Annotated in this window: 10 protein-coding genes and 1 pseudogene; 6 read left to right on the top strand and 5 right to left on the bottom strand. The window is 58.0% G+C overall.

Annotated features, from left to right (window positions below):
* Positions 1-683 precede the first annotated feature (683 nt).
* The 6 genes from AC0L3O_RS19155 (at position 684) to AC0L3O_RS19130 (ending at position 7,549) form a co-directional block, all read left to right on the top strand.
* Positions 684-2,477 (top strand): putative bifunctional diguanylate cyclase/phosphodiesterase, encoded by a 1,794-nt coding sequence (locus AC0L3O_RS19155; RefSeq protein ID WP_473616291.1) that lies wholly within the window; start codon positions 684-686, stop codon positions 2,475-2,477.
* Positions 2,478-2,546: 69 nt separating this feature from the next.
* Complete coding sequence (locus tag AC0L3O_RS19150) at positions 2,547-3,068, top strand: ubiquinone biosynthesis methyltransferase UbiE (RefSeq protein WP_287240397.1); 522 nt, start codon at positions 2,547-2,549, stop codon at positions 3,066-3,068.
* Positions 3,065-4,243, top strand: coding sequence for a class I SAM-dependent methyltransferase (locus AC0L3O_RS19145; RefSeq protein ID WP_128168955.1), 1,179 nt, complete (start codon positions 3,065-3,067; stop codon positions 4,241-4,243). Before AC0L3O_RS19150 ends, AC0L3O_RS19145 begins: the two co-directional genes overlap by 4 nt.
* Before the next feature lie 14 nt (positions 4,244-4,257).
* Positions 4,258-6,624, top strand: coding sequence for a SpoIIE family protein phosphatase (locus AC0L3O_RS19140; RefSeq protein ID WP_287240522.1), 2,367 nt, complete (start codon positions 4,258-4,260; stop codon positions 6,622-6,624).
* 2 nt (positions 6,625-6,626) lie between these two features.
* Complete coding sequence (locus tag AC0L3O_RS19135; RefSeq protein ID WP_287240399.1) at positions 6,627-7,190, top strand: slr1658 superfamily regulator; 564 nt, start codon at positions 6,627-6,629, stop codon at positions 7,188-7,190.
* A gap of 20 nt (positions 7,191-7,210) precedes the next feature.
* A complete protein-coding gene (locus AC0L3O_RS19130) occupies positions 7,211-7,549 on the top strand; it encodes a slr1659 superfamily regulator (protein WP_023797948.1) in 339 nt (112 codons plus the stop codon).
* Between the two features lie 230 nt (positions 7,550-7,779).
* Here AC0L3O_RS19130 and melA read toward each other — a convergent pair whose 3' ends face one another.
* The 5 genes and pseudogenes from melA to AC0L3O_RS19105 form a co-directional block, all read right to left on the bottom strand.
* Positions 7,780-9,153, bottom strand: a complete 1,374-nt coding sequence (gene melA, locus AC0L3O_RS19125) for an alpha-galactosidase (protein WP_473616289.1) — start codon at positions 9,151-9,153, stop codon at positions 7,780-7,782.
* A gap of 23 nt (positions 9,154-9,176) precedes the next feature.
* A complete protein-coding gene (locus AC0L3O_RS19120; RefSeq protein WP_473616292.1) occupies positions 9,177-10,847 on the bottom strand; it encodes an ABC transporter ATP-binding protein in 1,671 nt (556 codons plus the stop codon).
* Positions 10,848-10,862: 15 nt separating this feature from the next.
* Positions 10,863-11,987 (bottom strand): annotated as a pseudogene (locus AC0L3O_RS19115) (ABC transporter permease); the annotation flags it as partial.
* Positions 11,984-12,997: an ABC transporter permease gene (locus tag AC0L3O_RS19110; RefSeq protein WP_128173701.1), complete on the bottom strand. Its 1,014-nt coding sequence runs from the start codon at positions 12,995-12,997 to the stop codon at positions 11,984-11,986. The pseudogene AC0L3O_RS19115 and the gene AC0L3O_RS19110, both read right to left, overlap by 4 nt.
* Before the next feature lie 123 nt (positions 12,998-13,120).
* Positions 13,121-15,205 carry an ABC transporter substrate-binding protein gene (locus AC0L3O_RS19105; RefSeq protein ID WP_473616288.1) on the bottom strand — a complete coding sequence of 695 codons (2,085 nt, stop codon included), beginning with the start codon at positions 15,203-15,205 and terminating at the stop codon, positions 13,121-13,123.
* Positions 15,206-15,335 lie beyond the last annotated feature (130 nt).

Raw genomic sequence — 15,335 nt, 5'->3', positions numbered from 1 at the left:
ATCGCAACGTATGTCTTCTTTTCCATGCCAAACCAGCGCTCGCATGCTTAATCTCCGTAGGCCCGGTTCGCGGCGTCATGAGAGCGACCTCGGCCGCTTTCCTTCAGGCTGCGAATTGGCTTTCCGGGGTCCAACCGCGAGGCAGCATCCATGTTCCCCGCCTCCGTTAAAAAACTTAGGCCGGCTTTTGTAGGTGGGGCTGTTGGCAGTGTCGGAGCGTCGAGAAGGCGGTGGCCGCCCTGCCGGACATCGTTAAGAAGGTCAAGGAAGATTCGCGGCTTCGCCGTGGGCGTGGTGCATGGCGGCAACGTGAAGGGGCCGGTTGCGAGTCGGGGTGGAGAAGGTTGGATTTCAGGTGCTCTCCCTCTACCACCTTCAAAATTGCCCAAACAATTCTCCGGCCCCTTCATGGCTTCCCGGAAGCCCAGCGTTTGCGGGATGTGCGGCCGAAAGCTGGGGAGAGCGGAAACAACTTTCCCTTCAATCTGCTCTCCGAATGTCCATCATTCTCCGAAGCTGGGGAACCTTTTGGATCTTCGGTCCGGCCCATCCGCGCACAAACTTTGCGTTTCCGCCAATGGTTCGGCCAATGGCGTCTCTATGACTTGCCCGCAAGCACCGCCGCAACCTATAGGTTTGCAACTAGCCTTATGGTTTGCTAGCTTCACCGTAGGGATGAGGAGATGCGGATTTTGTACCGCCTTTGGAAGTGGCTCTTACGTCCGAAAGCGCTGGGTGCCGGAGCGAGCAGGGAGGAGCTATCACCGAGTCATCCGTCCTCCATCAGCGAAGCACGTCTCCTGGACTTTTTGGCGAACACGACTGATGGTGTGTCGTTCTATGATCAGGACTTCCGCCTGACGCACTACGCAACCAACCTCAAAAGCATCCACAGCCGCCCGCCAGTTGCGGGCGACGCTCTGTGGGAGATTTATCCGAACGTCGACACTGAGCTCATCGAAAAATTTGTTCGCGTGCTGCGCGGCGGCACTCCAATAAATGTCAATCTCCAGCGATCGCTGGGGGAGGCGCCCCGTTCCGCTGTCGTTTTCGGCGCTGCGAATGGAATTGGAATCATTGAATCCAGAGAAAGGGAGCGGGGCGGGCGGGGCTCACCGGAAGAGCAAGAGCGTATGATGCTCCTTCATCAGGCGACGCACGACGCATTAACCGGATTGCAGAACCGGCGGGGGTTCAGCGAAAACCTGCAACAAGCTCTGTCGGTGGTCGATGAGCCAAATGCCACTGCCCTGCTGCAAATCGACCTTGACGGTTTCAAAGCGGTCAATGACACGCTCGGCCATGGCACGGGCGATACGTTGCTTCAACTGGCAGCAGGCCGGATCCGGGACACGCTGCAGGACGGCGAACTCGCATACCGGTTAGCTGGAGACGAGTTCGCCGTCATTCAATCGCGTACGGGACAGCCCGCCGAAGCGGAACGCCTCGCGGGGGCGTTAATTGAAGCATTCAAGGCGCCGTTCATGATCAACGACATCCCCGTCTTCGTCGGCGCGAGCATCGGAATTGCATTCGGACCGGGACACGCGACCGAGGGCGAGCAGTTGATGAAGGCCGCGGATATCGCCCTTTATGCCGCCAAAAGAGACGGACGCGGCTGTGCGCGAATTTTCAATCGCTCGATGCAGCTCCTGCTCGAACAGCGTGAAAACCTGAGGCGCAGTCTTCGAATGGCGCTGGACCGGAACGAGCTTTATCTTGAATATCAACCGCTCATTCGGGCTCCCGCGTCGGTCGTGGGCTTCGAAGCGCTGCTGCGATGGCGGCATCCCGAAGTCGGGACCATTCCTCCGAGCGTGTTCATACCGATCGCCGAAGCCGACGGTCTCATGGACGAGATTGGACGATGGGTGATCGAAGAAGCCTGCCGCCAAGCAACGAGATGGCCGTCTTCACTGACGGTCGCCGTGAACCTGTCGCCGGAGCAGTTCCTGAGCGGTTCGCTCACGGACACGGTTGCTCAGATCGTCGACGCAGTCGGAATCCGCGCCGACCGGCTTGAGCTCGAGATTACCGAAACCGTTCTTCTCGAGCAAACCGTCGACAACATTGACACACTGAATACCCTGAATGTCCTCGGGATAAGGATCGCGCTAGACGATTTCGGCACCTACTACTCCTCGTTGAGTTACCTTAAGAACTTCCCGTTCGACACATTGAAGATAGACCGATACTTCATAAAAGACTTAGAAACCGATCGAAAAAGTCAGACGATCGTGCGATCGATCATAGGCATGGCGCACGGCTTGGGGATAAGCGTCACCGCGGAGGGGGTTGAAACGCCGGGACAAGCACAGTGGCTGATCAGGGAAGACTGTGATTACCTCCAGGGCGATTTCCTTGGACGGCCACTCGGAGCCGAGGCGACGCGCGATTTCATCAGGCGATCTCCCAAGGAACTAATACGCGAAAGTGGGGACGAAATCTGGCGATCCAGCGTCCGGCCCCATGCATAGCGGCGTGGACGAAACTGAGGGGTCGCATCGCTTGACTAAAATGCAGCCAGAAACGAGTGAGGAACGCCAATGAATATTGCTTCTCATGCCGAAGATGGCGAAGCAGTCTTTGAGACAATGATCCAGATCGATTTGGACGTCAAAACTTTTATGTCTGATTGGATACTCTGCGATCAACTCTCGACCTACTCGGCGCGGATGATCAGCCATAACAGAACTGACTCCGTACGGCATTCAAACCTCTTTTCCTCTGCGTTGAACGAATTATTGGAGGTCGCCTTTCGTACGCGGCATTACGGCGGTGAAATAGCCTGTAGAGTGTCCCGCCGGGGCGAGACGGACAGGATCGAACTGACGTTCCCTTGCATGCCCGAAGAACGACAATTCTTTGAAGAAGCGGTGTTTCAAATTACGGGATCCGAGGCAATGGAGCGCTATCTCAACTCAGTGTCCGGAGACCTCGCGCCCAGTCGTGAAGTCGTTCTCCTGGAACTCGCCATCGACTACAACGCGACCCTTCGAGTCGAGCAAGTCGGCGCTGAAATCATCACTCTTGTCGTCGATCTTCCGCTTGAGGGCATGCCAAGTTGAGCGCGTACAACCTTTTCCCGCGTTTCAGAGCGCAATACGATGCAAACGATCAGGAGTTCTCGATATCGGGAATACTGCGGCCCCAATCGATCGATGAGCTTGCGCCCAGCATTGCCCTGTTGAAGGAATCAATCGCTCGTGTACGCGGCACTCTGTACGTAAACGTCAAACGATTGACGCAAATGAACAACACCGCATTTCATGCTTTCTCGCGGGTCATTATTGACGCCTGTCGCGTTCGACCAGATCTCAGGTTCGTACTCGTAACGTCAAGCGTTGTCGGGTGGACGACCAGAAAATTCGGGCGCCTGAACGGAATCGAAGCGAACATCACTGTTCAAGAGTATGACAGTGATTTCTATCCGGGGCAGAGCTTCCTCGAAGAAGGCGGGTTCATTCCGATCCTCCGCACACAGACGAAGATGACTTGGCGCCACGAGCGCACAATCTTGCCGCGACACGGCATGCAACCCGGTATCATCATGGCCGACATCTGTTGCGGAATTGGTGATTTCGCCGTACTCGTGCAGAAAGAATTTCAGCCATCACGGATTGTCGCTCTCGACCATTCCAGATCAAGCCTTGCTTATGCGCGAAGCGTGGCTGCGGCGTTCGATATCGGAGGAATTGAATACACCTATGGCGACGCGTCAGAAATGCTGCTCGACCAAGATCAGTTTGACTTGGTCACATGCCGACACTCCCTGCAGGTGTTCAACAAGCCCGAACTGATTCTCAAGGAACTCTTTCGCATCTGCAAGCCGGGGGGACGCGTCTACATCACGAATGAAAAGAACTCGCACTGTCTGGGCGAACCGCGCGCCGATAGCATCCAGTGGACCTATAATGAAGTCGCCAAGCTTTGGGCGCACTTCCAGATGGATATCGAGCTTGGCCCCAAAAGCCGTCGATACCTGGTCGAAGCGGGGTTCGAAGACATTCGAGTCGAGTCTTTCGTGGTCACCAACCACGACGGCGATCCGCAGGACTTCGCAGATGTCGTCGCGGCATGGGAGAACGTCTATGCAGGCGAGATGGCGACAAAGCGAGGTGACCCGCCGGCGTTCATCAGACGGTTCCGACAGGGTTTCCAGGATCACATTTTCGCTGCGCTCCACCCCAAGGGATATGCCGGCTGGCCAATCTGGGTTGCATCGGGACGTAAGCCACTGTGAGCGAGTCGCATGCCATTTCCCCCAAACCCTGGTCCGTTTTCCGGCCTAACAGCTTCCGCGCGAAATTCATAATCGTTGTAGGCGGGGCGGTGCTGTTCGACCTCCTGGTCGGTGGGAGCGTCGCCCTGTGGAACGTCAACCGGCTTTCCCGCGACGCGACGTACCAGATCGAGAGCGGCCTCACCAAGGCGAGCCAGGAATACCTCCAGAATTATATCGAGACGACTGCTCTGCGCGCCGATCTCCTGTTCGACCAAATGCACTCCGAGGTTACCGCACTTGCAGGCTCCATGCAGAGACTGATCGATCATCCAGAGGCGAAGGAGGCAATCGGCAACGCGCTGGCGACGGACTCCTATTTCAATGCGCCGCTTATACATGACCCCAAGGGAAACTGGATGCAGAGCCCACAAGGGTCGCCTTCGGTCTTGAGTATCTGGGGATATCTTCTCTCCCCCGATGGCCGACCGAAGCCCGAAATTCTCCACAAAATTCAGGAGAGTGCGGCGTTCGACATTTTTGGCCCAAGCCAAATGGCAACAGGCGCCAGGAAGTTGCAGGTCTATTACGTTGGACCGAAGGCAGCACCTATCATGCGCACGACTCCTTACTCCGATCAGGCGCAAACCTTCGACAAGCTCTATCCGGGCCACAACAACGCAAATTTCTGGGATTTCTTCTTTCCTGGCGTCTATGAGCGCTGGCAGGGGTGGATCAGGGACCCGAATTCGCGCCCCGTAAAAGGCGATGACATCACGGCGACTGCCCCATATATCGATGCGATTACCGGTAAGCTCATAGTGAGTTTCTTCCATCCGCTCTGGACGAAGGACCGCAAGGATGTCGCCGGCATGGTCGCTTCCGACGTAACGCTCGATCAACTCGCTGAAATCGTCGAAAGCGTGAAGGTCGCTGAGACGGGCTTCGGTTTTCTCACCATGTCGAATGGCAATGTGCTCGCGATCAAGCCCGAAGGCGAGAAAACGCTCGGGCTCAAGATTGCAAGCGGTGCGGCGGGTCAAGGCGTTACCGGACTCGATCGCTCGCTCAAAAAGAGTACGCATTCGGCCGTTGCGGCGCTCGAACTTCCTGCCGACGACAAGACGGTCATCAAGCATATTTCGATTTGGGAGGATGGCGAAGCCGAACCTCACATCGTCGCGCTTCGCCGACTGGAGGCAGTCAATCTCTGGAACAGCACGGGGTCCATCACAGCCGAAAACCAGATGCTCGGCTTCGTCGTCCCGGAGCGGGAAATCTATGCTTCCCTGCTTGCAGCGCAACAGAGCATTTCCAGCGCGACCAACCGGATCCTGGTCTCCCAGATCATCGCAATTATCATTTCGCTCCTGATTGTCTTTGCGGCTGTCTTCGGAATCTCAAAGCGGATCACCGCAGGCCTCAGCGCGCTTGCAGCAGCCGCAAAGCGGCTCCAGGCACAAGACTATTCAGTTCGAGTAAGCATTCCGACGCATGACGAAGTGGGAGAGGTGGGGGTCGCGTTCAACCGGATGGCGGAGGAGATCAGCTTCCATACGGAAAATCTCGAGCAAATCGTCGATGAAAGAACGAAGGAGCTTGAAGACGCAAATCAGGAGATTTCCGCCCTCAACAGCAAATTGCGAGATGAGAACCTCCGCCTTGGTGCAGAGCTTGCAGTTGCCAAACATATCCAGATGATGGTTCTGCCGAGAGCCAGCGAACTCGAAGCCATCCACGGGGTCGAAATCGCCGCTTATATGCGGCCGGCCGACGAGGTCGGCGGCGACTACTACGACGTCTTGCAAGAGGGATCGCGGGTCAAGATCGGGATCGGCGATGTGACAGGCCACGGGCTCGAAAGCGGTGTGCTGATGCTGATGGTTCAATCCGTTGCACGCGCACTGCAGGAGACTGGCGAGGACAATCCACGTCAGTTTCTCGATCGACTGAACAGAGCCATCTATAAAAATATCGAACGGACCAACACCGACAAGCATCTCTCGCTGGCCTTTCTTGACTTTGAGAATGGGAGGGTGACCCTGTCAGGGCAGCATGAGGAGGTTCTCGTCGTTCGTGCAAATGGAGAGATCGAGCGTATCGATACCGCCAATCTTGGTCTGCCGATCGGCCTCGAACGCAACATCTTGCCGTTTATCGCAACGCGCGACATTCCGTTCAACAGCGGCGATGTGATCGTGCTCCACACGGATGGTGTGACCGAGGCGGAAGATCAGGAGGGAAAATTGTTCGGTTTGATACGCCTCTCTAACAGTGCGCGCCACTATCATCGCAGGAGCGCCGAGGAGATCAAAACTGGAATTATTGAGGACCTGATGGCGCATATCGGAACACAGAAAATCCACGACGACATCACGCTCGTGATCATGAGGCACAAGTAGGAATGACAACACTGTTCGGAACAGCCGACTTTGCAATTGGAATGAGAGAGAGCGTCAGCCGCGTGCGATTGTTCGATGGACCTCTCGACCTGAGTTGGCATCATTGCGCTACTACTTCGGACTTCATCGCGGACGTTTTTGCCCTGCGCTTCCAGTCTTCTCGCAACGACTACAGGGAAGTGCGACACAGCATTGGCTATCTAGTCAACGAACTGATTGAAAATGCGGTCAAGTTTCGTGCGCCAGGCGAGATCACGATCGAGGCGGCCATAGAATCGGAAAGCTTTAAAATCAAGGTTTCGAATGTTGTTGACGTCGAAACAACCGCTAAATTTCAAAATCTTCTGTCGGAGATCACAGCCGGCGATCCGGGTGAGCTCCTGATCCAGCGAATCGAAGAGAATGCCGCGGACCCTCAGACAACAAATTCCGGTCTTGGATTGCTGACGTTGATGAACGACTATGGCGCGAGCCTGGCTTGGGTCTTCAGCCCCGCCGACGAAAGGGACCAGGTTCGCCTGGAAACATATGCTTCAATTGTGGTATCATCAGAAACTTATAACTAAAACGAAATGAAGACAAAATCGTGGACATAACAACGACAAATTATCGCGTGTGGAACGAAGGAAGCGATGTGTATTTTGACGGCGTAATGAGGTTGTCCAGTTCTGAGGCCTATGCGCCCATTTTGCAGCTAATGATGAATGTCCTTACCTCCAATCCTACTACTATAACGATACATGTATCAGACTTGGAGTTCCTTAACTCGTCGGGCATCAATTTATTGGCCAAATTTACCATAGAGGTCAGAAAGCATCCAGAGATCCAACTCATTGTCCGGGGAAGCTCGGAAATACCTTGGCAGTCGAAATCGCTGCCAAATCTCAAAAAACTACATCCTGCGATGGTACTCTTCGTTGGCTGACAGGCGGGTTTATCCAGGCGCCAAAGACCATTCGGCTACACTTTCCGGACGTCTGCCTTTTGAGATGCGAATCGAAAAGGACGGGAGCGGGCTCATACGCTCTGGCATCCGGCTGAATGCCGCTTCCGAGGCGGCGGCCGAAAGGCCGGTCAGGGTCATGACTTCCGGTACGGCTGAACGTCGGCGTTGGAGACGCCATATCGCGGTTCCAAACCAGGACCGTTCCGTCCTTACGCTGCCTGCACGTTTTTCGAGATCCGCGCCCACTCCGGAATCCAGTCGCGGTGCGCGGCGAGCAGGTCGTCGACCAGCGACCAGATCTGGTCGAGATCGAGCTCGGCGGCGGTATGCGGATCCATCATCGCCGCGTGATAAAGATGCTCGCGGTTTTCCGTCATCAACGCCGCGACAGTCAGTTCCTGCACATTGACATTGGTGCGGATGAGCGCCGTCAGTTGCGGCGGCAAGGTGCCGATGAAGGTCGGCTGGATGCCGGACGCATCGACCAGGCACGGCACTTCGGCCGCGCAATTTTCCGGCAGCGAGGTGATGCAGCCATTGTTGCGGACATTGCCGTAAATAACCGAGGGCTCGCCGGTCCAGACCGAGTTCATGATCGAGGAAGCATATTCATGGCTCTCCTCGATCTCGATGTTCTCGGCGCTCCGGTAGGCGGCCGCCTGCCCTTTCCACCGCTCGATCTGCTCGATGCAGCGCTTGGGATATTCATCGAGCGGAATGCCGAATTTCTCGATCAGATCGGGCCTGCCGTCCTTGATGAAATAGGGCGTGTATTCGGCGAAATGCTCCGAGCTTTCGGTGACGAAATAGCCGAGGCGGGTCAGCACCTCGTAACGCACCTTGTTCGGGCAGCGCGGATTCCAGTGGCTGGGTTTCGGAAATCGCCCGTCGCGGTAGCCGCGCACGAGATCCGGATAAAGGTCGCGGTAGCTGCCATCGGCCTGCCGATGCTCGAATTTCAGGTAGAAGGCCATGTGGTTGATGCCGGCGGCACGGTAACGGATTTCCTCGAGCGGGATTTCGAGATCTCGGGCGAGCTCGAAAGCCGTTCCCTGCACCGAATGGCAGAGACCGACCTGCTTGATGAGCGGATACTTTTCCGCAATCGCCCAGGTGTTGATCGCCATCGGGTTGACGTATTGCAGGAGGATTGCGTCGGGGCAGATTGCCATCATGTCTTCGCAGATTTTCCAGAGGTGCGGAACGGTGCGCAAACCCCGCATGATGCCGCCAACGCCGAGCGTATCGGCGATCGTCTGGCGCAGGCCGTATTTCTTCGGCACCTCGAAATCAGTGACCGTGCAGGGCTCGTAGCCGCCGATCTGGAAGGCAACGACGACGAAGTCCGCGCCTTCCAGGGCCTTGCGCTGGCTGGAATGCGTCTCGATCGTCGCCGCAGAGCCAAGCGTCTTGACCAGCTTTCCGGCGACGATCTTGCTTTCTTCCAGGCGCTGCGGATTGACGTCCATCAGCGCGATGGTAGCGCCCGAAAGAGACGGCCGCTGCAGCACATCGCCGATGACATTCTTCATGAAGACGGTGGAACCGGCCCCGATGAACGTGATTTTGGGTTGTCTCGTCATGAATTGCGCCTCTTGTCTGCGATTTACGCGGCTACCTCGAACGCGGCCCTGACGAGCCGTTCAGTGTAGGCGGTCCTCGGATGGGAAAGAACCTCGTCGACGGGTCCCTCCTCGACGATTTTACCGTGCTGCATCACCACGACCCGATGACAGAGCGCGCGTACGACCTTGAGATCGTGGGAAATGAAGAGGTAGCTCAGTCCGCGCTCGTCCTGCAGCTTGCGCAGGAGGTCGATGATCTGGGCTTGAACGGAGAGATCGAGCGCCGATGTCGGCTCGTCGAGCAGGATGAATTCCGGCTCGAGTGCGATTGCCCGCGCAATAGCGATGCGCTGGCGCTGGCCACCGGAAAACTCGTGCGGAAAGCGCGACAGGATGTTGTGCGGAAGCCCGGCGCTGACAAGCGCCTGCTTCACGCGCTGCAACCGATCACTTTTGTCGTCGCCGAGCCGATTGACGATCAGCCCCTCCTCGATGATCTGGCCGACCGACATGCGCGGATTGAGCGAGGAGAACGGATCCTGAAAGACGACCTGCATGCGCGATCTGAGCGGCCGCATCTGGTCACGTGTCCTTGCGTGGATCGGTTCGCCGTCGAAGAAGATTTCGCCGCCGTCGGCCGTCAGAAGCTTCACCAGCGCCTGCCCGAACGTCGTCTTGCCGGACCCGGATTCGCCGACCAGCCCCAGCGTTTCGTACCGGTGAAGCTTTAGGCTGAGGCTGTCGACGGCGACGAGTTCCTTGAGCCGCGGCTTGAAGAACCCACCATGCTTCAGCATGAACGACACCCGCACATTGCTGCCCTCGAGAATGACGGCTGAGTCCACCGGCGTCGGATTGGCCATGCCCTTTGGTTCGGACGCCAGAAGATGGCGTGTATAGGGATGCTGCGGGTTCTTGAAGAGCGCTTCAGTGGTGTTGTGCTCCTTCACCTCGCCCTGGCTCATGACATAGACGTAGTCGGAAAACTGGCGAACGACCGTCAGATCGTGAGTGATCAGGATTACCGCCATACCGACCTTCTGCTGCAGATCACGGATGAGGTTGAGTATCTGCGCCTGCACGGTGACGTCGAGTGCCGTCGTGGGTTCGTCGGCGATGAGTACGTCCGGATTATTGGCGAGCGCCATGGCGATCATGACGCGCTGGCGCTGACCGCCTGAAAGCTGGTGCGGATATTGGTTGAAGCGGCTTTCCGGGTCCGGAATCTGCACCTGCCGCAACAGCTCCAGCGTACGCTCCGCTGCTTGCCTGCGGCTCATCTTCTGATGAACGCGGATCGCCTCGATGATCTGCGCGCCGACCGTGTAGACCGGATTGAGCGAACTCATCGGCTCCTGGAATATCATCGAAATGCGGTCGCCGCGCAGCGCCCGGCGCTGCCGGTCGGAGAATTTCAGCAGATTTTTCCCATCATATTCGATCCGCGAGTGCACGGCCACGGCGGCGCGCTTGGTGAGCAAGCCCATGACCGTGCGCGCCGTCACCGACTTGCCGGAGCCGGATTCTCCCACCACAGCGATGGTCTCGCCGCGATAGAGCTGAAACGAGACATCCTTGACCGCGTCGACCGTCCCGCCTTCTACCTTGAAGGTCACCGCGACATTGCGGGCGTCGATGATCGGACTGCCGGTCCTCACCGCATGATCGTGACGTTCGTCCGGCGCCATCGAGGTCTTTTCCGTCAGAGCCATGGTGCCGGCCTTCTCATAGGGATCGACGGCGTCGCGAAGACCATCGCCCAGCGCATTGAACGCAAAGACGGTGACCAGCACGAAACCCACGGGGGCAAGGATCCAGGGATAGGACCCAATGACGGAGTATGTCGCGGTATCCTGCAGCATCAGCCCCCAGGAGATCAGCGGCGGCTTCACCGCGAAACCGAGGAAGCCGAGGAAGGATTCAAGCAGCACGACATTGGGGATCGCCAGCGTGACGGCGACGATGACGTGGCTCATGACGTTGGGGAAAATATGCTGAAAGATGATCCGGCGGTCGGTGGCGCCGATCGCCATCGCCGCCCGCACATAGTCGATCCGCGCCAGCGCCAGCGTCTTGCCTCGAACTTCGCGCGACAGCTGTGCCCAGCCGAGCGCCGACATCACGAAGATGACGAACGCGAGGAAGACATTGGTCGGCGCCGTCACCGGAATCAGCGAGGTGAGCGCGAGATAGAGCGGCAGTTGCGGAAAGGCGAGCACCAGTTCGACGAAGCGCTGCACCCATGCGTCGAACCTTCCGCCGAAATATCCGGACACCATGCCGACCGTCGTGCCGACTACCGTGATGATGAACACCACGGTCAGGGCGATCATCAGCGAAATGCGCGAGCCGTAGATGATGCGCGACAGCACATCGCGGCCGAACTTGTCGGTGCCGAGGAAATTGACCGGGCTTCCGTCGGTGGCGCCGAAGAAATGCCGCTGCGCCGGGATCAGTCCGAATAGCCTGTAGCCGAACCCCTTGACAAAAAAGCCGAGCGTCTGCGGGTTATCGTAGTCGGGGCCGACGATCGGCTGGAACGTGACGGGGTCGAATTCATCTGTTTCACGAATCGGATAGCTGCGCGGCGGAAAGACGAAGTTCCCCTCCCGATCCGTCATGCTGATTGTCTGCGGCGGCGCGAAACCGACGCCGGTCAGTTTCGGATCGACGGGTGCGAAGAACTCCGCGAAAATCGTCATGATCATCAGGAGGCAGACAAGGATCAGCCCTATCATGCCGGTCCAGGATCGCTTCAGACGGCGCCAGACAAGCGCGGTATAGGTTTCATTGCCGTTGCCTTTGGCCGGCGGCACGGAGGCGCAGACTACAGATTGGACGTCGGCTTTCATGCGTCGGCCCCTCCCCCAAGACGAACGCGCGGGTCAAGTGCCGCGAGCAGCATGTCGGCGATGATGTTGCCGACGATCAGCGTCACCGACAGAACCAGCATGAAGGTCGCCGTGACATAGACGTCGCCGACCCACATCGAGCCGACGATGGCCGGGCCGACCGTAGGCAGGGCGAAGATGATCGCGGTCTCGATCTCGCCGGTCAGCATGTAGGGCAGCACGACGCCCTGATACATGACGAGCGGATGCAGCGCGTTCGGCACGGCGTGGCGCATGACCACCGCGCCCTCGCTCAGGCCCTTGGCCCGAGCCGTTTCGACATATTGGGCGTTCAGCGTATCGAGAAGATTGCCCCGCATGACGCGCATGTTGTAGGCGAGCCCGCCCAAAGTGGCGATCGCGATGACCGGCCAGACATGCTTGACCAGGTCGACGAACTTGCCCCACGACCAGGGCGCCCCGCCGTAGCGAGCGGAATGGAAACTGTTGATCTCAGTGACATTGAAGTGGAACACCAGGATATAGACGATAATCAGCGCCATCAGGAATCGCGGTATCGTCATGCCGAGAAACGAGATACCCGACAGCAGGCTGTCCACCCAGGAATATTGCCGGGTTGCCGCCAAAACGCCGAAGGTGATGCCGATCACCGAAGCCAGGATATGGCAGACGAGCGCCAGCGCCAGCGTACGGGGCAAACGTTCGCCGACCACATCGGCGACAGGCTTGTTGTAGAAGAGACTGTGGCCGAAATCGCCGCGGGTGACGATGCCCGTGATCCAGTTGACGTACTGGAGGGGCAAGGGCTTATCGAGGCCATGCGCGATCTTGTAGGCCTGCGCCTGGGCGTCGGCCTTTTCGAAGGATGCGCCACCCTGGTTGATCAGTTGCGAGCGCACATAGTCGCTGTAGTCGCCCGGCGGGGCCTGGATGATCGCGAACGTCACGACGCTCAGGACGAAGAGGACAGGAATCGCCGAGGCGATACGCACAAGCAGAAATCTGAACATGATCGTGTTTGCTTCTCTTGTGGCTCGTGGGCGATCTGCTCCTTCACGAGGCGCGGTATCTCCACGGTTCAATTCGCAACCTCCCCTCCGGCGGATGCTCGCCGGAGGGGAAATCGACTGCGGTCAGTTGATCGGACCGCCTTCACCGGGCTTGCCCGGAAGCTGCTCGGGGAACAGCTCGTAGTCGCCCTGCTTGTCGGCAGCGACGAAGACCCGTTCACGGATGATCGTGTCCTCCGCCCAATTGAACATGAAGATCGGCACGCCTTCCGGAATGTTAGAGAAGCGCTTGTTGATGATGAGCGCACCCGGATATTCTGTCAGGCCGATCGTATCGAGATTCGTCGTCGAGACCTTCTGGAACTGCTTCATCAGATCAGCCCGCTCGTCATTGTCGTTGCTGGAGATGAACTTGTTGACGACGTCCACGAGTTCCTGTTCGAACGGCATCAGATCGACCGTGCCGTCCGTTCCTGCCCTGTGATGCCAACTCGTGCGCGGACCGGTCGGGGCAAGCTGGGTCGTGTTCTGCACAACTGAGGTCTGTTCCTGCTCGTTGCGGCCAACAAGCCAGTCGAAGCGCCCGGCATACTGGGTTGCGTCGCGCTTCGCGCCATCGATTGTGTTGAGCACGACCTTGAGGCCAAGCTGTTCCATCTGGCCGACCAGACCTTCCGCGAGATTGCGATCGGTGCTGTAGTCGGAATTCACCAGAAGCACGATCTGTACGTCCGAGCCGCCAGCTGTACCGGCCGGAAAGTTGACGGCGCCGTTGCCGTCCGTGTCCTTCAACCCGACCTTCTCCAGCAGCGCCTTGGCGCCTTCCAGATCGAACGGGTAGTACACCGTCGAGGCGCGGTCGTAAAAGCTCGTGCCAGAGGAAATGCCGCCGGGATAGATCGCGGTGAAGGGTCCTTTGACGAGGGATTCGCCGAGTTTCTTGCGATCGATGGCCATGGTCACGGCCTTACGGAAATCGACGTTGCGGTTGAGCTCGCGTACGGCCTGCGCCCGCTCGTCCGGCTCGCCCCAGCCATTGGCTGAAAAGTTCATGCGCAGATTGTAGCCGATCAGCCGGGCGCTAAAGGCCAGCCGCGCGGGAGCCGTTTCCTGTGCGGCGCGCTTCAGCGATTCCACGAAATTTTCAGGTTGCTCCAGGTTCGAGATATCGCCGGACCCGGCGATCGCCTGCACGTCACGATCGGCCCAGGTCGAAAGCTTGTAGTGCAGTTCGTTGAGATAGGGCAGCTGATTTCCCTCTTCGTCCACCTTCCAAAAGTAAGGATTGCGGCGAAGCACGATGACATCGTCCGAACGGTATTCGATAGGCACCCAGGCGCCCATGACGGGCATATTCAAGTATTCCGGCGGAAAGCCGTTCTTGTACTCGTCGTAGGTGGTGCCCGCATATTTCGGATGCTTGGTCTTCAAAATGTGCGAGGGGCCAGGGCAGAAGGTTCCATAGGCCATCGCATAGAGATGCTGGCGCGGGAACGCGTCCTTAAAAGTCCATTCGATCGTATATTTGTCTACCGCCTTCAGGGTGGTGCCTTCTCCGAACGTTTCCGGTGTTGCACCGTTCAGCGGCGAGACGTTCGGATCGACGACATTGTCGTCCCAATAGAACATCACGTCATCGGCGTCGAAGGGATCTCCGTCGGACCACTTTGCGCCTTCGATCAACTTCATCGTCAGTGTGTGGCCGTCTTCCGACCACTCCCAGCTCCGGGCAAGATTGGGCAGCGGCTCGACGTCTTTGGCATCGACCTGGAAGAGCGGCGCGGTGCGCGTCAGGCATTCGAACATCGCAATGTCAATGCCGCCCCAGCCTTGCGTCTGCCCGGCACTGTAGTTCCAGCCTTCCGGCCGGCCGCCGATGACGTGGCGCATAGTGTCGCCATAGACGCCTATCCCGTCGGGCATGTTGCCTGTCTTGAAGACCATCGGCTCCTTCGGCAGCCGCTCGGCCAACGGAGGCAGTTTCCCGGTCTTGACGAATTTTTCGGTGACCCACTCCGGCTCGCGATATTCGGATAGCGCCTTGAATTCCAGAATTGAATCGCGCGGCACGTAATTGATCTTGCCTTGCGCCGGAAACGGCGGCTGTTCCGGCACGATCGTCGGCTCGGAGGCCACGGCCTGGATCGCGAACGCCGATACACCAAACAGGAGCGCGGCGGCGGTTTTCATGCGGCCAAAAATGTTCATTGTCCTGGTCTCTCCCTTATGCTTCGGGCCTGCCGCGATGGCCTGGCTCTCCTCCTACAAGCATTCGATCGAAGCGGTATTCCGCTTTCTCAGAAGCGGTATTCCGCTTTCTCGGATGACAGTGCCGTGC

Source organism: Mesorhizobium sp. WSM4810 (assembly GCF_055811235.1).
This window is presented reverse-complemented; position numbering and strand designations above follow the sequence as displayed.